The 19,984-nt window shown below is 71.8% G+C and carries 12 protein-coding genes and 1 tRNA gene; 2 read left to right on the top strand and 11 right to left on the bottom strand.

Annotated features, from left to right (window positions below):
* Positions 1 to 241: 241 nt before the first annotated feature.
* Entirely contained in the window at positions 242 to 1,294 is a 1,053-nt protein-coding gene (locus AB0D46_RS02705) for a DUF3631 domain-containing protein (protein WP_362875473.1), read from the bottom strand.
* Between the two features lie 461 nt (positions 1,295 to 1,755).
* On the bottom strand, positions 1,756 to 1,986 hold the full coding sequence (locus AB0D46_RS02700; protein WP_362875416.1) for a hypothetical protein: 231 nt from the start codon (positions 1,984 to 1,986) through the stop codon (positions 1,756 to 1,758).
* A gap of 93 nt (positions 1,987 to 2,079) precedes the next feature.
* Between AB0D46_RS02700 and AB0D46_RS02695 the strand changes: the two genes are divergently transcribed.
* Positions 2,080 to 2,760: a helix-turn-helix transcriptional regulator gene (locus tag AB0D46_RS02695; RefSeq protein WP_362875415.1), complete on the top strand. Its 681-nt coding sequence runs from the start codon at positions 2,080 to 2,082 to the stop codon at positions 2,758 to 2,760.
* Positions 2,757 to 4,367, top strand: coding sequence for a tyrosine-type recombinase/integrase (locus tag AB0D46_RS02690; RefSeq protein WP_362875414.1), 1,611 nt, complete (start codon positions 2,757 to 2,759; stop codon positions 4,365 to 4,367). The genes AB0D46_RS02695 and AB0D46_RS02690 overlap by 4 nt, the downstream gene beginning before the upstream one ends.
* A 124-nt stretch (positions 4,368 to 4,491) precedes the next feature.
* On the opposite strand, the gene AB0D46_RS02685 is transcribed toward AB0D46_RS02690, so the two are convergent.
* The 9 genes from AB0D46_RS02685 to AB0D46_RS02645 all read right to left on the bottom strand — a co-directional run bounded on the left by AB0D46_RS02685 (position 4,492) and on the right by AB0D46_RS02645 (position 19,919).
* Positions 4,492 to 4,565, bottom strand: a tRNA-Thr gene (locus AB0D46_RS02685).
* A gap of 127 nt (positions 4,566 to 4,692) precedes the next feature.
* Positions 4,693 to 6,225 (bottom strand): alpha/beta hydrolase, encoded by a 1,533-nt coding sequence (locus AB0D46_RS02680; RefSeq protein WP_362875413.1) that lies wholly within the window; start codon positions 6,223 to 6,225, stop codon positions 4,693 to 4,695.
* Positions 6,226 to 6,452: 227 nt separating this feature from the next.
* The gene (locus AB0D46_RS02675) at positions 6,453 to 7,664 is read right to left on the bottom strand and encodes a DNA polymerase III subunit delta' (protein ID WP_362875412.1); all 1,212 of its coding nucleotides are present in this window, start codon (positions 7,662 to 7,664) and stop codon (positions 6,453 to 6,455) included.
* Between the two features lie 239 nt (positions 7,665 to 7,903).
* Positions 7,904 to 11,173 carry a dTMP kinase gene (tmk, locus tag AB0D46_RS02670; protein ID WP_362875411.1) on the bottom strand — a complete coding sequence of 1,090 codons (3,270 nt, stop codon included), beginning with the start codon at positions 11,171 to 11,173 and terminating at the stop codon, positions 7,904 to 7,906.
* A gap of 273 nt (positions 11,174 to 11,446) precedes the next feature.
* Positions 11,447 to 14,284 carry a type I DNA topoisomerase gene (topA, locus tag AB0D46_RS02665; protein ID WP_362875410.1) on the bottom strand — a complete coding sequence of 946 codons (2,838 nt, stop codon included), beginning with the start codon at positions 14,282 to 14,284 and terminating at the stop codon, positions 11,447 to 11,449.
* A 265-nt stretch (positions 14,285 to 14,549) separates the two neighbouring features.
* Positions 14,550 to 14,747, bottom strand: coding sequence for a hypothetical protein (locus AB0D46_RS02660; protein WP_362875409.1), 198 nt, complete (start codon positions 14,745 to 14,747; stop codon positions 14,550 to 14,552).
* Positions 14,748 to 14,899: 152 nt separating this feature from the next.
* The gene (locus tag AB0D46_RS02655; RefSeq protein WP_362875408.1) at positions 14,900 to 16,417 is read right to left on the bottom strand and encodes a methyltransferase; all 1,518 of its coding nucleotides are present in this window, start codon (positions 16,415 to 16,417) and stop codon (positions 14,900 to 14,902) included.
* A 305-nt stretch (positions 16,418 to 16,722) separates the two neighbouring features.
* Complete coding sequence (locus AB0D46_RS02650; RefSeq protein ID WP_362875407.1) at positions 16,723 to 17,289, bottom strand: small secreted protein; 567 nt, start codon at positions 17,287 to 17,289, stop codon at positions 16,723 to 16,725.
* Positions 17,290 to 17,510: 221 nt separating this feature from the next.
* Positions 17,511 to 19,919 (bottom strand): sodium-translocating pyrophosphatase, encoded by a 2,409-nt coding sequence (locus AB0D46_RS02645; RefSeq protein ID WP_362875406.1) that lies wholly within the window; start codon positions 19,917 to 19,919, stop codon positions 17,511 to 17,513.
* Between the last annotated feature and the right edge of the window lie 65 nt (positions 19,920 to 19,984).

The following is a 19,984-nucleotide window of genomic DNA, read 5'->3' as shown; positions in this document are numbered from 1 at the left end:
AGTCGACTCGTTGCACCTGCCCGACACGGCACGCGGGGCGGCTGGTGAGACGAGTGGGGTACGAGTCGGGACGGGTGCCTACTCGCGGCTCCCGGAGGAGTCCCTTTGCGGGCGGCTTCGCGCCTGGGGCGGCGTGTTTGGCCAGGTCAGCAGCCTGGTGATGTCGAGTCGACTCGTTGCGGGTCCTTCACTGGTCCCCGCGCTGACCTGCGCGGGGACGAGTGGGACGAGACGGGGAGGGTCAGGCGCCGGGCTCAGCCGGGGCCTGGGCGGCTGCCGGTTCGGGCGGGCAGTACCGGGTCCAGGCGTCGGTGAACTGGACGCGGGTAAAGCCCTTGGCCTGGTTGCCGTCAGGGAAGCGGCGGTTGCCTGAGCTGATGCCGTAGTCCCGGAGCAGGATCTGCAGGCCTCGCGGGGTGAGTCCGCTGGGGCTGTGCTCGGCCCAGGGCGCCTCCGGGTCCTTGTTGAGGATGTCCAGCAGGCGGCTGGTCCGCAGCACCGGCGGGTCACCTTCGCCGGTGAAGGCCTGGCGGATGTCGGTGAGGATGCGGACCTTCAGGCCGCCGTCCTCGTCGCGCCCGGACTCGTAGTCCGTCATGGCCGTGCACGCGGTGCGGGCCATCAGGGGCCAGCGTCCGCCCGCGAGGTCGGCGACGCTGATCAGGGGCTCCCAGGTGTCAGCGGCGCGGTCCTCGACCGGCAGCTTCGGCTCCAGGGCGATGGCCTCCTCCCGGACACTGTCCATCCAGGCCGCCAGGCGTTCACGGAGCTCCTGCACGCGGAGGTCATCGCGTCCGTAGCGCCAGAAACTGATCCTCTCGCCGCTGTTACGGCGGCGCATGCGGATGACGACCGACCGGTCCATGATCGTGTCGGGCAGGTCGCCGATGCCTGCGAGTGCGGCCATGGCGAAGGTGGGGAACTTGACCACCTCGTGGTTGGGCCCGGACACGCGCAGGGTCGGCCGGTTGCGCTGGTGGCCCGCGTTGAGGAGGCCGCGCATCTCCTCGTTCTTCTCGGCGACCTTGGCCGAGCCGAAGATGGTGTCGACCTCGTCCACCAGGAGGGTCGGCGGGTTGGCCTCGCCGATCGACCGGAAGATCGCCGCCGCGCTGGCGCTGATGGTGATCAGCGGCTCGTGGACGGACTCGTGCAGGACCTCCAGGAGCCGAGACTTCCCGCACCGCTTGCCGGGTCCGGTGACGGCCAGACGCGGGGCGTGCTGCCATATCGTCTGCAGATGCGTTGCCGCCGCCCACAGCGTCGTGGCGGTCAGCGCCTCCTCGCTGGGCATCACGACATAGCGGCGGATCGTGGCCCGTAGCTCGTCCAGGATCTTCTCCCCTTCCGAGGCCGGAGCCTGCGTCGGGGCGGAAGGCGGCTCCTCGGCGTGGGTTCGGGTGGCCGCGCCGGGGTCCTGGCCTTCCGCGTCGCGCAGGTGGGCGCCCGGCTGGCCGGGGATCGCGGTCACCGGCCAGTCCGTCTTGGCAGGTGCGGCGGGGGGCGTGGGTGACGTAGGTTTCAAGAGGCAGCTCCTTCTCTTGTGGCCGCGTGCGTGCAGGCCACTCGGGTCGACCGTGTGATCGCGTGTGTGGGTATTGCTGGGGCCTCCGACGTTGGCGCGTCGGGGGCTCACCCATTTCCCAGGGGCACTTGGCCGCGCCGGGGGAACACGAACAGTACGTACGACCCCCGGCACAGTCCAGCGCTTCTGTGTCAGTTCAGCGCAGAACGCTCTGATACCTCCCCTCGCCCTCAAGCGGCCAGACCCAGCAGGTTCAGCAGGTCCGCCGTCACCACGCGGTACCCGTTGCCCAACCGGAGCACCTTGCACGGGTACTGGTCGCGCTTCGCCAGCTCATAGCCCTTGCTCCGCCCGATCCCCAGAGCACGGTTGCCCGTCTCCAGGTCAATGGATACCGGAAGGGCCAACAACTGATCCCGGCTCATCGCTTTCGACCCGGTTCCAGTCGGGTTATCGCGCACGCGGCGCTCCTCTCGTCACAGCCCACGGCGAACACGTCATCGCATCCGGCTCCAGGCGTATGACTTCAATGATGAAAAAGCTAATGTGTCTTCATGACACAACGCCGTTTCGATGATGAAGACGAGGACGCCTTCCCGGAATGGGTCGACCGGGTCAAGCAAAACGTCGCCGGCGAGGTCCGGCGACGAAGGAAGGAGATGCGCTGGAGCGCACAGCGACTGGCCGACCGCTGCGAAGAGCTCGGTCACCCCATCCCGCGCAACGTGATCGCCAACCTGGAATCAGGCCGCAGGGCCAACCTGCCCTTGGTCGACGTCATGATCCTGGCCGCCGCCCTGTACACATCCCCGATCTGCCTGATCTTCCCGGTCGGCTACGTCGAGGAGACCCAGGAACTTCCCTTCCACGAGCTCATCCCGACTTGGGAGGCCATGCGGAAGTTCACCGCCGAGGAGCCCGGCCGCGACGCCCTCGACTCCGGACTGATCCCCGACTTCAACCGGCACGCCAGCCTGGTCCGCACCGTCGAGGCCGCCCTGAACGAGGTGGAGCGGGCTGAGTTCGCGGTGAAGACGGCGACCACACCCACCCAGCGCGAGGAAGCCGAACGCCGGAAGGACGACTACGCCAAGCGTGCCGACCAAGCCAAGTGGAGCCTCCTTGGTCTCCGCGAGGACATCCGCGAAGAGGGCGCCACCCCGCCAGGGCTGCCACCAACACTCACCGACATCGACCCACCCGACACCGACGACGAGGACGAGGACGACATTTGAAGGGCTCCACCTACCGCCGCTGTTCCTGCCGCGACCCCAAGACCGGCAAGGAACTCGGCACTTCCTGCCCCAAGCGCAACAGCAGGAACCACTGCACCTACTCCATACGCCAGGAGCTGCCGCCCCACGATGACGACAGCCGAAGGTCCTTCGCCCGTGGCGGGTACAGCAGCCTCAAGGCAGCCCAGGCCGACCTCGACCACGTACGAGCCCTCCTGGGGCTTGTAGACGCCGACGACCCCGAAGGCATACAGCTGGTCGCCGAGATGCTCGCCGAAGTCAGCGGCGAGAAGCTGCCTCTGCCGGACATCGAGGAGACCCGGCGGCGACTCAAGGCCGGCCAAGACCTCGTCGGCAGCCTGACCGTCGCTGAGTGGCTGGACCGGTGGCTGGCGGGCAAGCGGATCCGGAAGTCGGGCATCAGCCGCTACGAGACCGACATCCGCGTGCACCTCAAGCCGCACATCGGGCACCGGCGCCTTGACCGACTGCGGGTCAGCCACCTGAGCGAGATGTTCACGGCCATCGCCGACGGCAACGCCGAGGTCCTGGAGCAGAACGCCCAGCGGCGGGCTGCCGTGGATGAGTTGGCGACCATCCCATGGAAGGGGGCCGAGAACCGTGCTCGCCGGAAGGCGCTGAAGGCGGCTCTCGACGCGATGCCGGCCTTCCGACGGGTGACCGGCCCTGCCACGCGCCAGCACGTGAAGGCCACGCTCCGCGCGTCCCTGAACGACGCGATCGGGCAGCAGATCATCACGTTCAACCCGGCGGCCCACGTCGAGATCGATCCGGTGCGCAAGCCGAAGGCGCTGGTGTGGACGGACGAGCGGGTCGCCAAGTGGGAGCAGACCGGCGAGAAGCCCTTTCCGGTGATGGTCTGGACGCCGGAACAGACCGGCGCCTTCCTCGACTTCGTCGCCGGCGACCGGCTGTACGCCATGTGGCACCTGATCGCGTTCCGCGGCCTGCGGCGGGGTGAGGCGTGCGGACAGCCGTGGTCGGAGACCAATCTCGACCGGCACTCCCTCACCGTGACTGGGCAGCTCGTCCAGGACGGCTGGGAGGTCGAGGCGTCCGAGCCGAAGACGGATAGCGGCTTCCGCGTCGTCGCGCTCGACGATGACACCGTCGGGGTCCTGGAGTGGCACCGCAAGCAGCAGGAAGCCGACCGTGCGGAGTGGGGGTCGGCCTGGGTGAACACCGGGCTCGTCTTCACCCAGGAGGACGGCTCCTGGCTGCACCCAGGGAAGGTGACCGATCTCTTCGAGCGGCTGGTGGCCGCCTCCGGGCTGCCGCCGATCCGGTTGCACGATCTTCGACACGGGGCGGCAACGCTCATGCTGGCGGCCGACATCGACATCAAGATCGTGTCGGACACCCTCGGGCACAGTGACACCCGGATCACGCGCGACATCTACCAGAGCGTGCTTCCCCATGTCGGCAAGAGCGCCGCCGAGGCCACAGCCAAGCTGGTCCCCCTCCAGCGCAAGGCCGAGCAGGAAGAGCAGGCCCGCAAGGCCGCCAAGAAGGCCAAGCAAGCCGCGAAGTCGAAGGGCAAGGGGAAGAAGAAGGGCAAGGCCGAGAAGACCGCTAAGAAGGGCTGACGGCCCCTCCGCTCACGCATCGCTCACGCACGGGGTTTCGGGCCCCAGGCGAAGCACGCGCCAGCTGACCTCGGAAAAAGCAAAACCCCCAGGTCACGGCGAGTGAGTCCTGGGGGTTCTACAGAGCCGCCTTCGGGATTCGAACCCGAGACCTACGCATTACGAGTGCGTTGCTCTGGCCAGCTGAGCTAAGGCGGCACCGCTGGGAAGACAAGAATTTCCCTGGCGGGAGGCTCTCATCAGCAGCGGCGCCAAGTCTACAGGGTTAAACGGGGTGCCCCGAACCGGGTCCGTCGGGGCGCGGATTCGGTGGGGTCGGGCCCGGTCAGCAGCGCTTTCCGTCCTTCGGCGCGACGCCCTGGAGGAGGTACTGGTTGATGGCGGTGTCGATGCAGTCGCTGCCGCGTCCGTACGCCGTGTGGCCGTCGCCGTCGTACGTCAGGAGGGTGCCGGAGTCGAGCTGGCCGGCCAGGGCCTGGGCCCACTTGTACGGGGTCGCCGGGTCCCGCGTGGTGCCGACCACCACGATCGGCGCCGCGCCCTTCGCGGGCAGCGCCTTCGCCTCGCCCGTGGCCTTCACCGGCCAGTACCCACAGTTCAGCGAGGCCCAGGCCAACCCCGCGCCGAACACCGGTGAGGCCTTCGCGAAGGACGGCAGCGCGGCGTCGACGGCGTCCGGGCCGGTGAAGGCGGGCGGCTGGTCGAGGCAGTTCACGGCGGCGTTCGCGAACATCAGGTTCGCGTACTTCCCGTCCGCCCCGCGCTCGTAGTAGCTGTCGGCCAGGGCCAGCAGCCCCGCGCCGTCGCCGTCCATGGCGTTGGTGAGGGCTTCGCGCAGCTGCGGCCAGGCGCTCTCGTCGTACAGCGCCGCGATCACGCCCGTCGTCGCGAGCGACTCGCCCAGCGGGCGGGAGGCATCACCGGACGGGACCGGCTGCGCGTCGAGCTTGCGGAAGAACTCCTTCAGGCGCTGCGCGACGGCGTCCGGATCGCCCTGACCCAGCGGGCAGTCGGACTGCTTCGCGCAGTCCGTGGCGAAGGACCGGAAGGCGGTCTCGAAGCCCGCCGTCTGGTCCCGGTTGAGGTCGATCGCCGGCCGGGAGGGGTCCATCGCGCCGTCCAGCACCAGCCGCCCGACGCGGTCCGGGAAGAGGTCGGCGTACGTCGCGCCGAGGAAGGTGCCGTACGAGGCCCCGACGTAGTTGAGCTTCTCGTCGCCCAGCACCTCGCGGAGCATGTCCATGTCCCGGGCGGCGTCGACGGTGGAGACGTGCGGCAGGATCCGCTGCGAGCGGGTCTGGCAGCCCGCGGCGAACTCCTTGAACGCGGCCACCAGCCGGGCCCGCTCCGCCTTGTCGTCCGGCGTCTGGTCCACCTGGGTGAACTTGTCCATCTGCGGTCCGGTCAGGCACTCGACGGGGTTGCTGCGATCCACCCCGCGCGGGTCGAAGGACACCATGTCGTACTGGGCGCGCACGGCCGCCGGGTAGCCGATGCCCGCGTACGCCTGGAGGTAGCCGATGCCGGAGCCGCCCGGCCCGCCCGGGTTGACCAGGAGCGAGCCGAGCTTCTTGCCGGGGCCGGTGGCGGTGCGGCGGGCGACCGCGAGGTCGATGTCCTGGCCGGCGCCCGGGTTCCCGTAGTCCAGCGGCGCCTTCATCGTGGAGCACTGGAAGCCGGGGACACCGCACGCGCGCCAGCTCAGCTTCTGCTCGTAGTACGGACGCAGCCCGGCCGGGACCGCGGACGAACCCGCCGAGGCGGCCACCCCCGAACCGCCGGACGTGCACCCGGAGAGCAGCAGCCCGGCGGCCGCGATCACGGTCCCGGTGGTACGCAGCAGGCGACTGGTGTCCATGCCAGGAGCCTACGGCTCGGGCCCGCCCGCCGTCGGGTGGAAGCGGTCCGGGCAGCGGACGGCCGAGCCGGAAAAGCCCGTCGCCCGCCCGAAAAGCCCGTCGCCCGCCCGGCAGAGCCCGTCACCCGCCCGGAGCGGCCCGTCCCGCGCGGCCCGCACCGGACCGCTCGTACGGGTGAACCACCGAGGCGGGCCCGGGCCCGGACCGGTGCCACCCGTAGGCCTCGTCAGCCCGCGCGCAGCGCCATCGTCATGGCCTCGACGGCGAGCAGCGGCGCCACGTTCCGGTCGAGGGCGGTCCGGCAGGCGATGATCGCCTCGATCCGCCGCAACGTGCGCTCGGGACCCGAGGCGCGGGCGATCCGGTCGAGGTCCGGCCGTATCTCCTCGTTCGCGATGGCGAGGCCGGATCCGAGTTGGAGGGCCAGCACGTCCCGGTAGAAGCCGGTCAGGTCGGTCAGCGCCAGGTCGAGGCTGTCGCGCTGGGTACGGGTGCGGCGGCGCTTCTGGCGGTCCTCGAGTTCCTTCATCACGCCCGCGGTGCCGCGCGGCATCCGGCTGCCCGCTCCGGCGCCGGCGCCGAGCGCCGCCCTCAGTTCCTCGGTCTCCTTGCCGTCGACCTCCTCCGCGACCTGCTTGGCGTCCTCCGCGGCCGCGTCGACGAGTTCCTGCGCGGCCTTGAGGCAGCCGCCCACGTCGTCCACGCGCAGCGGGAGCCGCAGGACGGCGGTGCGCCGGCTCCGGGCCGCCTCGTCGGTGGCGAGCCGCCGGGCCCGCCCGATGTGCCCCTGGGTGGCTCGGGAGGCCGCCGCAGCGGCCGCGGGCTCGACCCCGTCGCGCCGCACCAGGAGATCGGCGACCGCCTCCACGGACGGGGTACGCAGGGTCAGGTGCCGGCAGCGGGACCGGATGGTGGGCAGCACGTCCTCCAGGGAAGGCGCGCACAGCAGCCACACCGTCCGCGGAGCGGGTTCCTCCACGGCCTTCAGGAGCACGTTCCCGGCGCCTTCGGTGAGCCGGTCGGCGTCTTCGAGGACGATGACCTGCCAACGCCCGACGGCCGGGGAGAGCTGGGCCCGACGGACGAGGCTGCGGGTCTCCTTGACGCCGATGGACAGCAGGTCGGTACGGACGATCTCCACGTCGGCGTGCGTACCGATCACGGTGGTGTGGCAGCCGTCGCAGAACCCGCAGCCGGGTTCACCGCCGAGGGCGCGGTCGGGGCTGACGCACTGGAGTGCGGCCGCGAAGGCGCGGGCCGCCGTGGCCCGCCCGGAGCCGGGCGGTCCGGTGAACAGCCAGGCGTGCGTCATCTTGGACGTGGCGGGTACGGGGGTGCCGGCCGCGGTGGCGGTGACCAGGGTGTCGGCGTCCCGGGCGGCGGCGGCCAGCTGCGCCTGCACGCGGTCCTGTCCCACGAGGTCGTCCCATACGGGCATCCCGCCCACCACCCTTCCCACTCCGTGTCGATCCGGGGTCGTGCGACCCCGTTGGCCGTGCGGCCCGCCCGCTGTGCGAACCGGCCGCCGCCCGAAGTCCGGGCGGCCGTCGGCGGCCACGCGCGTGCCGTTCCCATTGTGGCGCCCGCCACCGACAATCCCGGCCGCTCCGCGATCCGCTCGCCGCCGTCAGCGTCCGTGGCGCCGCACCGCGTCAGCGCCTGCGCCGACGCACCGCGTCAGCGCCTGCGCCGCGGGCGGCGCCCCTCGTCCTCGTCGTCATCGTCGCGGCGCGAGCCCAGCAGTTCGTCCGCCAGGGTCGGCAGGTCGTCCATCGGGGTCGCCTCCGCCCAGTCGGAGGGCTCGCGGCGCGGCCGGCCGTCCTCCCCGAGGACGGGGAGCTCGCGGGTCACGTCGTTCCCGGCGTCACGGAAGATGCCGGGCGGAACCCGCTCCGTCGGGTTCTCCTCCGACCGGCGGGCCGTCGGCCGCGACGCGGAGCCGCTCCGACCGCCGGACCCGGTGGCCGGCGCGGCCGGCGCGGTCCGCCGACCAGCGGCCCCGGACGGACCCGTGGCCCCGGAATCACCCGGACCCGCCGCCCCGTCGGGTCGTACGGCGGGCAGCACCGCCGTCTCGTCCGACGCTCCGGCCGCGCCCCGCGGCGGATCGACCTTCGGCACCGGGACGGTCTGGGTCACGTCGTCCGGCTGGACGACCCGCCTGACCACCGGCGTCTCGACGGTGACCGCGTCGTCCGGCAGCGGACCCTTCCGCATGCCGACCTTGGGAGCGGACGCCGAACCCGCGGGCCCGGATGCAGCAGGCCTCGAAGCCGCAGGCCCCGCAGCCGCAGGCCCCGGCGCCGAAGCAGCCGGCGGCGCCGAAGCAGCCGCCGCCGCAGCGGACGCGGCCGCCGCGGCAGCCGCCGAAGCCTCCGCCTGCCGGCGTGCCTCCTCGGCCCTCAGCAGGGCCTCCTCGGCGCGACGCTGCTTCTCCAGCCTCCGCGCCTCGGCCTCGGCACGCAGCCGGGCCTCCTCCGCCTCCTGGAGCCGGAGCCGTTCCTGCTCGGCGGCGCGGGCCTTCGCCTCCGCCTCGACGCGCAGCCGTTCGGCCTCGGCCCGGGCCCGGGCCTCCTCCTCGACGCGCAGCCGCTCTTCCTCCGCCTTGCGGGCGGCCTCCGCCTCGGCCCTGATCCGGGCCTCCTCGGCCTCCCGGGCCAACCGGGCCTCTTCCTCTGCCTTCAGCCGGGCCTCCTCCGCCTTGCGGGCGGCCTCCGCCTCGGCCTTGCGCCGGGCCTCCTCCTCCGCGAGTCGGCGGGCCTCGATCTGCGCCGCCACCTCTGCTTCGGACAGCGGCAGCATCCGGTCCAGGCGGTGCCGTACGACGGTGGTCACCGAACCCGGCTCCTGGCCCGCGTCGACGACCAGGTAGCGGCCGGGGTCGGCCGCCGCGAGCGTCAGGAATCCGGCGCGCACCCGCTGGTGGAACTCCGCCGGCTCCGACTCCAGTCGGTCGGGCGCCTCGGTGAAACGTTCCCGGGCGGTCTCCGGGGACACGTCGAGCAGGACGGTCAGGTTCGGTACGAGTCCGCCGGTGGCCCAGCGGGAGATCCGGGCGATCTCGGTCGGGGCGAGGTCGCGGCCGGCGCCCTGATAGGCCACGGAGGAGTCGATGTAGCGGTCGGAGATGACCACGGCGCCGCGCTCCAGCGCGGGCCGGACGACCGTGTCCACGTGCTCCGCGCGGTCGGCGGCGTACATCAGCGCCTCGGCGCGGTTCGACAGCCCGGCGGAGGACACGTCGAGCAGGATCGAGCGGAGCCGCTTGCCGACCGGCGTGGCTCCCGGTTCGCGGGTCACGACGACCTCGTGCCCCTTGCCCCGTATCCAGTCGGCGAGGGCCTCCGCCTGGGTGGACTTGCCGGCCCCGTCACCGCCTTCGAGGGCGAGGAAGAACCCGGTCGTGGAGGGGGCCTGGACCGGGTCGCCGCCGCGCAGCGCCTCGCGCAGGTCGCGGCGCAGCGGTACTCCGCCGCGGTCGTCGGCCTTGGTGAGGACCACCACGGCGACGGGCAGCAGCAGCGCGCCGACGAGCATCAGCGTGAAGGCCGCGCCACCGTACGCGACCACGACCTCGCCCCCGCCCACCCGGTGCGGGCCGATCGCGGCGGCGAGCAGCGGCGCCACGACGGCGCCCAGCGCCACCGCGACCCGGACCGCGGCCTGGAGGTGCTCGGTGACCCGGGCCCGCCGGAACTCCTCGGTCTCCTGGTCCAGCAGGGTGTGCCCGGTGTTGGCGGCGACGCCCGCGGCGGTACCGGCGAGCAGGGCCAGGAACACCACGGTGGCCGTGTCCGGGACGAGCCCGATCAGCAGCAGTGCGAGGCCGGTCACGCCCGTGGCCAGGGCCAGCAGGCGGCGCCGCGACAGCGTGGGCAGCACCTTGCCGGCCTGGGTGGCACGAATGCCGAGGGCGGTGCCGCCGACGAGGGCGAGCACCAGCAGGGCGTACGCGGCGGGACCGGCGCCCAGGTCGAAGGCCAGCAGCACGGCGACGGAAGCGGCGGAAGCCACCGCTCCGGCGACGGCCGCGCCGGCCAGGACGAACAGTCGCAGGGTTCCCGTACGCCCCTTCTCGCGCTGGTCGCCCGCCTTGGGGGCCCGCAGGCCCTCCAGCGGGGACCGCGGCCGCGGGGTCTTCGTCGCGGGCAGCACCAGCGGCAGCAGCAGCGAGACGGACGCGGCGAACAGGCCGGCCGCCACGTACGAACCGAGCGCCGCCTGGTTCGCGGCGAACCAGTCCACACCCAGACCCAGGGCCCGCCCCACGAGGGTCGCGGCGAGCAGCGCGCCGGCGGCGACGGGCATCGCCGCGAAGGCCGTACGCAGCGTCAGGCGCCGCAGGGCGTCGAGGTGGTCCGGGAGCGGCCGTACGGTCGCCCCCTCGGGCGGCGGCTCCGGCAGCAGCGCGGGCGCGGCGCTCTCCTTGGCCAGCGTCCACACCCGCTCGGCGGCGCCGGCGACGAAGACGGTGGCGAGCAGCGCGGTCGTGGCCTGCCCGGGGATCCAGTCGAGCCAGAGCGGGGCGACGACGAACAGGCAGATCCGCAGCCCGTCGGCCCCGACCATCGTCCAGCGGCGGTCCAGCCTGCCCCCGGGGGCGGTGAGCTTGGCCAGCGGGCCGAGCAGTACCGCTCCGAACAGCACGGTGGCGAGGATCCGCACGCCGAAGACGGCGGCGACGGCGAAGGCCGCTCCCCGGTAACCGTCGCCGAAGACGCCTCCCGGGGCCGCGCCGACGGCCGCCTGGAGCGTCAGCAACACCAGGACGAGCAGGGCGAGGGCGTCGCCGATGCCGCTCACCAGCTGTGCGCTCCACAGCCGGCGGAGTCTGGGGGTGCGCAGCAGTGCGCGCACCGCTCGCTCGCGGGAGTCCGCGGCCAGGGCTTCGTCGTAGGCGGTGTTCTCGGCGTCGGTCACGACCGTCGGCTGCTCGGCTCGCGTCATCCGCCCAGCCTATCCGCTGTCCCTGGCGGTTGCGTTGGCCTGTGGACAGGGCCTCGTGTGACCCCGCACCCACTCGTCCCGCACCCCGGTCCGGCATGCCCGAGGGCCCCGCGCGGATCGCGCGGGGCCCTCGGAAAAACGAACCGAAACCCGGACGGAAGGACCGGGAACGGACGGAAGCACGAGCCTCCCGATCGAGCCGCCCGGACCGAGCCCGGCGACCCGCCCGACCCGCCCGCTACGCCCGACCCGCCCGCTCCCCCGACCCGGCCGCTACGCCTCCGACGCCGGAACGGCCGCCGTCTTCTTGGCCGTCGTCGCCTTCTTCGCCGCCGCCGTCTTCGTGGCGGCGGTCGTCTTCTTGGCCGCCGTCGTCTTCTTCGCGGCGGTCTTGGTGGCCGTCGCCTTCTTCGCCGGGGCCTTCTTGGCCGGCGCCTTCTTCGCGGGCGCCTTCTTCGCGGTCTTCTTCGCCGGGCCCTTGGCCCGCTTCTCCGCGAGCAGCTCGTAGCCCCGCTCGGGCGTGATCGTCTCGACGTCGTCGTCCCGGCGCAGCGTCGCGTTGGTCTCGCCGTCCGTCACGTACGGCCCGAAGCGGCCGTCCTTGACCACGACCGGCTTCTCGCTCACCGGGTCCGTGCCCAGCTCCTTCAGCGGGGGCTTGGCCGCGGCCCGCCCGCGCTGCTTGGGCTGCGCGTAGATGGCGAGGGCCTCGTCCAGGGTGATCGCGAAGAGCTGGTCCTCGGTCTCCAGGGACCGCGAGTCCGTGCCCTTCTTCAGGTACGGGCCGTAGCGGCCGTTCTGGGCCGTGATCTCGACGCCCTCCGCGTCCACGCCGACCACGCGCGGCAGCGACATCAGCTTGAGCGCGTCGTCGAGGGTGACGGTGTCCAGGGACATCGACTGGAAGAGGGAGGCCGTCCGCGGCTTGACCGCGTTCTTGCCCGTCTTCGGGGTGCCCTCGGGAAGGATCTCGGTGACGTACGGCCCGTAACGACCGTCCTTCGCGACGATCTGGTTCCCGCTCACCGGGTCGGCGCCCAGTTCGAATTCACCGCTCGGCTTCGCGAACATTTCCTCCGCGTACTCGACCGTCAGCTCGTCCGGAGCCATGTCGTCCGGTACGTCGGCGCGCTGGTGGCCCTCGGTGTCCTTCTCGCCGCGCTCCACGTACGGCCCGTAGCGGCCGACGCGCAGCACGATGCCGTCGCCGACGGGGAAGGAGGAGATCTCCCGGGCGTCGATCGCGCCCAGGTCCGTGACCAGCTCCTTCAGGCCGCCGAGGTGGTCGCCGTTGGCCGGGACGACCTCGGAGGCCTCCTCGGAACCGAAGTAGAAGCGCTTGAGCCACGGCACGGACTGGGCCTCGCCCCGCGCGATGCGGTCGAGGTCGTCCTCCATCTTCGCCGTGAAGTCGTAGTCGACGAGCCGCCCGAAGTGCGTCTCCAGGAGGTTCACCACGGCGAACGACAGGAAGGACGGCACGAGGGCCGTGCCCTTCTTGAAGACGTAGCCGCGGTCGAGGATCGTGCCGATGATCGACGCGTACGTCGACGGGCGGCCGATCTCCCGCTCTTCGAGCTCCTTGACCAGCGAGGCCTCGGTGTAGCGGGCCGGCGGCTTCGTCGCGTGGCCGTCGACGGTGATCTCGTCGGCCGACAGCGCGTCGCCCTCGGCGACCTGCGGCAGCCGCTTCTCACGGTCGTCGAGCTCGGCGTTCGGGTCGTCGGCGCCTTCGACGTAGGCCTTCATGAAGCCGTGGAAGGTGATCGTCTTGCCGGAGGCGCTGAACTCGGCGTCCCGGCCGTCCGACGCGGCGCCGCCGATCTTCACGGTCACCGAGTTGCCGGTCGCGTCCTTCATCTGGGAGGCGACGGTCCGCTTCCAGATGAGCTCGTACAGGCGGAACTGGTCGCCGGTCAGACCGGTCTCGGCCGGGGTGCGGAAACGATCACCCGAAGGCCGGATCGCCTCGTGCGCCTCCTGCGCGTTCTTGACCTTGCCGGCGTATACGCGCGGCTTCTCCGGCAGGTAGTCGGCCCCGTACAGCTGGGTGACCTGCGCGCGGGCCGCGTTCACCGCGGTGTCGGAGAGCGTCGTGGAGTCCGTACGCATGTAGGTGATGAAGCCGTTCTCGTACAGCTTCTGGGCCACCTGCATGGTCGCCTTCGCGCCGAAGCCCAGCTTGCGCGAGGCCTCCTGCTGGAGCGTCGTCGTGCGGAAGGGGGCGTACGGGGAGCGGCGGTAGGGCTTGGAGTCGACCGACCGGACCGCGAACGACGTCTGCTCCAGCGCGGCGGCGAGCGCCCGGGCGTTCGCCTCGTCGAGGTGCAGCACCTCGCTCTTGAGCTGCCCGGTCGAGCCGAAGTCGCGGCCCTGGGCGACGCGCTTGCCGTCGACCGTGTTCAGCCGGGCGACCAGCGTGGAGGGGTCGGAGGCGTCACCGGCGCGGCCGGTGGCGAAGGTGCCGGTCAGGTCCCAGTACTCGGCGGAGCGGAAGGCGATGCGCTCGCGTTCCTTCTCCACGACCATGCGCGTGGCCACCGACTGGACGCGGCCCGCCGACAGCTTCGGCATGACCTTCTTCCACAGGACCGGCGAGACCTCGTAGCCGTAGAGGCGGTCGAGGATGCGGCGGGTCTCCTGGGCGTCGACCATGCGCTGGTTGAGCTCGCGCGGGTTGGCGACGGCGTCGCGGATCGCGTCCTTGGTGATCTCGTGGAAGACCATGCGGTGGACGGGGACCTTGGGCTTGAGGACCTCTTGCAGGTGCCACGCGATGGCTTCGCCCTCGCGGTCCTCATCGGTGGCGAGGAAGAGTTCGTCGGACTCGGCCAGCAGGTCCTTGAGCTTGCGGACCTGCGCCTTCTTGTCCGCGTTGACGACGTAGATCGGCTGGAAGTCGTGCTCGACGTCCACGCCGAGACGGCGCACCTCGCCGGTGTACTTGTCGGGAACCTCGGCCGCGCCGCTGGGGAGGTCGCGGATGTGCCCGACGCTCGCCTCGACGACGTATCCCGGGCCGAGGTAGCCCTTGATCGTCTTCGCCTTGGCAGGGGACTCGACGATGACGAGTCGGCGGCCGCCCTTTGCGGTCTCGCTAGTCGGGGACAACTTGGCTCTTCTCTCCGGTCGGCACTCGGTCGCAGTACGGCGACGCTGCGGAGTGTGACGGTACAACCCGCCCCCGTGTCAAACGGCACAAGCCCGCAACGGCCACTCGAACGGTAACCCGACAAGTGCCGTTTCTGCCGCCCGGATGCCGCGCCGGACCCCTTCCGGTCACCGACCGGGGTGGCCCGAGGGCCGTCTGGCCCCGCCCCCGCACCCGTCTCGACGTCGGGTTTCACCCCGTACGGAGATCATCGGCGAGTCCGCCTCAGAAGCGCTGGAGGCACCAGACGCCGAGGGCCAACGCCCCGGCGCCGGCCAGTAGGGCCAGCGGTACGGCCACGACGGGGCGCACGCCCTCAGCCACCGGAGCGCGGTGCAGGGCGCGCGCCCCCGTCCAGACCAGCAGAGCGGCCCCGAACAGCAGGAACACGGCCGCCGCGAAGATCGCCGGACCGCGTTCCATGCCGTTCCCCTTTACCCCTGGACCGCTCGGGGATCCCCCCGGATCCCGCTGCCCCGGAGCCTGCCGGCCGTGGGGATACGGCGGGCGAACCCCGGGTTACATCACGGGTACGCGGAGAAGTCCCGAAGCCCCCGGGGAGGCCCGGAGAGGCCTCAGGAAGCGCCTTCGCCCGCCAGCGGCTCCAGGAAGCCCTGCTCCACCAGCAGCCGGATCGCCTCCGGGGTGCGGTCGCGCAGGACGACCGGATCCTCCTCCATCAGCTGGGCGATCGCGTCGAGGATCCGGCCCGCGCTGAGTGAGCCGTCACACACTCCGGCGAAGCCCGCCCCGACCGTGTCGACCTTGGTGGCCCGCCGCATGCCGCGGTTCTGCCGCAGCACCACGTGCTCCGGGTCCTCCGCCCCGGGCGCGCCGACCTGCTCCTGGACGACCTCGGCGGTCAGCCGGAAGTAGCCGGCCAAGAGGGCCGCGTCGTCGTGTTCGCGCAGGTAGTCCTGGCGCGCGAAGTGCGCCAGGACGGAATCGCCCAGCGGCTGCTCCACCGAGTGGGGCCACTCCTCGACCACGATCGAGGGCTCCGCCGCGTCGGTGCGGCGCAGGGTGATCCAGCCGAAGCCGACGGCCTTGGTGCCGCGGGCCTCGAACTCGTCCAGCCATTCCTCGTACCGGCGGGTGTACTCGGCCGGGTCGGCGCGGTGGTCGCCCGCGTCACGGAGCCACAGCTCCGCGTACTGCGTCACGTCCTGCACGTCACGCTGCACGATCCAGGCGTCGCAGCCGCGCGGCACCCAGGAGCGGAGCCGGTCGTGCCAGTCCTCGCCCTCCACGTGCTGCCAGTTGCCGAGGAACTGGGCGTACCCGCCGGGGTTGAGGTGCGCGCCCGCCTGCTGGACCAGCGTCCGGCACAGGTCGTCGCCGCCCATGCCGCCGTCGCGGTAGGTCAGTCGGGCGCCGGGGGAGATCACGAACGGCGGGTTCGAGACGATCAGGTCGTACGTGGCGTCCCCGACGGGCTCGAAGAGCGAGCCGGCCAGCAATTCGGCCTCCGGCGCACCCGAGAGAGCCAGCGTCAAACGGGTGAACTCCAGGGCGCGCGGGTTGACATCGGTGGCGGTGACCCGGGTCGCGTGCTGGGCGGCGTGCAGCGCCTGGATACCGGATCCGGCGCCGAGGTCGAGGGCGGACCCGACGGGGATCCGCACGGTGATGCCGGCCAGCGTGGTGGACGCCCCGCCCACCCCGAGGACCACGCCCTCCTCCCGGCTGCCGATCCCGCCGGCCCCGCCGACGGCGCAGCCGAGGTCCGAGACGATGAACCAGTCCTCGCCCTCGGGGCCGCCGTACGGGCGTACGTCGACGGTGGCGTGCACCTCGTCGCCCTCGCCCCGCAACCAGCCGCCGGCGAGGGCGGCCTCGACGGGCAGCGCGGCCGCGGCGTGCACGTACGGCACGGGCTGCTGGAGGAGGAAGAGCCGGACCAGGCTCGCGAGCGGGGTGTCGCCGGCGGTGCGCGTGGCCCGCAGGGCGGGCACCGTCTCGCTGCGGGCCAACGCCGCGTAGGCGGGGGCGCCGAGCAGGTCGAGCAGCCCGTCGGCGGTGAAACCGGCGGCGAGCAGCGCGGCGCGGAGTTCGGCGGCGCGGTCGGACGAGGGAAGACTGGTGGTACTCACGCGTCCATTGTGGCCGCTGGGACCGGCAAACCGAACGACCCCCGACACACGGCAGGGCGGCCGGCTCCCCGAGGGAACTCCGGCCGCCCGGAGCGGCGATCGACCCGCGCCGCGAGCAACCCCTGGAGGGGATCGCCTGCGCGCGATGCTCCCGTACGGCGGCCAACCAGTACGACGGTCAGCCAGTACGGCGGTCAACCGTCGGGCGATCGCGCCGCGCGGCGGTGGGCCCGTACGTCCGCCCGCCCGCGCGGCGGCCCGCCCGTACGGCGACCGGCCCGTACGGCGATCAGCCCGTACGGCGATCAGCCCGTCGCGGGCGTGGTGACCTGGCAGCCCTTCTGGCCGTAGATCACCTTGAGCCCCGTGGACTCCAGCTTCTGCTTGCTCGCCGTCTCGTTGGCCGCGACCTCGGTCAGCCCGCCGGCCACCTGCTGGAGCCCTTCCGCGAACTTGCTCTGGTCCTTCGCGTCGAGCGCGTCGATCTTCGTCTTCAGTTCGGTGTAGCTCTTGGCGATCTGGTCGTAGCTCTTCACCACGGCGTCCTGCGCGCTCTTGCCGTCCTTGACCGGCGCCTCGCCGGCCGCGGTCAGCGCCCCGCCCATGGACTTGTAGGCGTCGGACAGCGACTGGAACGCGGCCGAGTCGGTCTGCTGGACCTCTTCGGGCTTGTTGCTCTGGGTGGCCACCCGCTTCAACTCGTCATTGGTGGTCTTGATCTTGGTGAGCTCGGGCTCCCACTTGTCACAGACCTTCTTGGCCCAGGCGTCGGCCTTCTGCTTGCTGTCGTCTTCCCCGTCGCCGCCGCAGCCGGACAGGACGAGCATCAGTACCGCACCGCCGGACACCGCGGCCGCAAACTTCTTGTTCACCGGATTGGTCCCTTCGAAGGCTCTCGGCCCGGAAGATACACGCCCGCCCTCCGCAGACGCACAAAGGCGGACAGACGACGCGTCGCTACGCGTCGCCCGTCCGCCGTTCGGGCGCATCTTCGAGCCGATCGCCCGAGGAGTTCAGCGCCCGGGAGCGCGCGACACCGGGGGCCGGAGCCCCGAAGGCCGCGGCTCCGGAGCGGGAGCCGGTGGTCGGGGCGTCAGGACACCACCGCCGGGCCCGGGGACTGGGCGGCCCGCTCGGCCTTCGCTTCCTCGTCCTCCCCCTCGTCGCCGACGGCGATGCCCCGGCGCTTGGAGACGTACACCGCGCCGATGATCACACCGATGGCGAGGATCGCCACGATGGCCCGTACCGTCGGGCTGGTGTCGTCCCCGTAGCTGAACTGGACCACCGCCGGGGCGATCAGCAGCGCCACCAGGTTCATCACCTTGAGCAGCGGGTTGATGGCCGGGCCGGCGGTGTCCTTGAACGGGTCGCCGACCGTGTCGCCGATGACGACGGCGGCGTGCGACTCGCTGCCCTTGCCCCCGTGGTGCCCGTCCTCGACGAGCTTCTTCGCGTTGTCCCACGCGCCACCGGAGTTGGCGAGGAACACGGCCATCAGCGTGCCGGTGCCGATGGCACCCGCGAGGAAGGAACCGAGCGCGCCGACGCCCAGCGAGAAGCCCACCGCGATCGGGGTGAGGACGGCGAGCAGCCCCGGCGTGGCGAGTTCGCGCAGGGCGTCCTTGGTGCAGATGTCCACGACGCGGCCGTACTCGGGCTTCTCGGTGTAGTCCATGATCCCGGGGTGCTCGCGGAACTGCCGGCGCACCTCGTGGACGACGGCGCCGGCCGAGCGGGACACGGCGTTGATGGCCAGGCCCGAGAACAGGAACACGACGGCCGCGCCCAGGATCAGGCCGACCAGGTTGTTCGGCTGGGCGATGTCGAGGCTGAGGTTCATCTCGCCCGCCTTGGCCCCGACCTCCTTGACGGCTCCGGCGATCGCGTCGTTGTACGAGCCGAACAGCGCGGCCGCGGCCAGGACGGCGGTGGCGATGGCGATGCCCTTGGTGATGGCCTTGGTGGTGTTGCCGACGGCGTCCAGGTCGGTGAGCACCTGCGCGCCCGCTCCCTCGACGTCGCCGGACATCTCCGCGATGCCCTGCGCGTTGTCCGAGACCGGACCGAAGGTGTCCATCGCGACGATGACGCCGACGGTGGTCAGCAGTCCGGTGCCGGCCAGCGCCACGGCGAAGAGCGCCAGCATGATCGACGTACCGCCGAGCAGGAAGGCCCCGTACACACCGAGGCCGATCAGCAGCGCCGTGTAGACCGCCGACTCCAGGCCGACGGAGATGCCGGCCAGGATGACGGTGGCCGCGCCGGTCAGGGAGGACTTGCCGATGTCCCGGACGGGACGACGGTTGGTCTCGGTGAAGTAGCCGGTCAGCTGCTGGATCAGGGCGGCGAGCACGATGCCGATCGCGACGGCGACGATCGCCAGGACCCGCGGGTCACCCGGGTGGTTCGCGATGGCGGCGTCCTCGACCCCGACGAGCTCCTTGTACGTGCCCGGCAGGTACGCGTAGACGGCGATGCCGACGAGCACCAGGGAGATCGCCGCGGAGATGAAGAAGCCGCGGTTGATGGCGGTCATGCCGCTGCGGTCGGACCGGCGCGGGGAGACCGCGAAGATGCCGATCATGGCGGTGACGACGCCGATGGCGGGCACGATCAGCGGGAAGGCGAGCCCGAGGTCGCCGAAGGCCGCCTTGCCCAGGATGAGCGCGGCCACGAGGGTGACGGCGTACGACTCGAAGAGGTCGGCGGCCATCCCCGCGCAGTCGCCGACGTTGTCGCCCACGTTGTCGGCGATGGTCGCGGCATTGCGCGGATCGTCCTCCGGAATGCCCTGTTCGACCTTGCCGACCAGGTCGGCGCCGACGTCGGCGGCCTTGGTGAAGATGCCGCCGCCGACGCGCATGAACATGGCGATCAGCGCGGCGCCGAGGCCGAAGCCCTCCAGGACCTTGGGCGCGTCGGCCGCGTAGACCAGGACGACGCAGGACGCGCCGAGCAGGCCGAGGCCGACCGTGAACATGCCCACCACACCACCGGTGCGGAAGGCGATCTTCATCGCCTTGTGCGACACCTCGATCAGGTCCTTGGCCGGTTCGCCCTCGGCGGGGGTGGCCTCACGGGCCGCGGCCGCGACACGGACGTTGGCGCGCACCGCGAGGCGCATGCCGATGTAGCCGGTGGCGGCCGAGAACAGCGCGCCGACGAGGAAGAAGCCGGAGCGGCCCCCACGCTGCGACCAGTCGTCGGCGGGGAGCAGGAAGAGCAGGAAGAAGACGACCGTCGCGAAGACGGCGAGGGTGCGCAACTGCCGTCCCAGGTAGGCGTTGGCGCCTTCCTGGACGGCCGCGGCGATCTTCTTCATGCTGTCGGTGCCCTCGTCGGCTGCGAGGACCTGCCGGGTCAGGATCTGGGCGACGACGAGCGCCGCCAACGCGACGACGGCGATGACGATGACGATGAGCCGATTGTCATCGGTGAGTACTGCGGCAGCCAGATCGTTTGCGCGATCCGGCGCGATAGGGGTGAAGAGCCCCGTCATTCGTCCTCCTTGACGTGATGAGCTCAAGATGTGGACGGATTGTAGGGAGCGCGACCTGATCAAAA

This window comes from Streptomyces sp. NPDC048383 (assembly GCF_040651775.1).
Lineage (GTDB): Bacteria > Actinomycetota > Actinomycetes > Streptomycetales > Streptomycetaceae > Streptomyces.
This window is presented reverse-complemented; position numbering and strand designations above follow the sequence as displayed.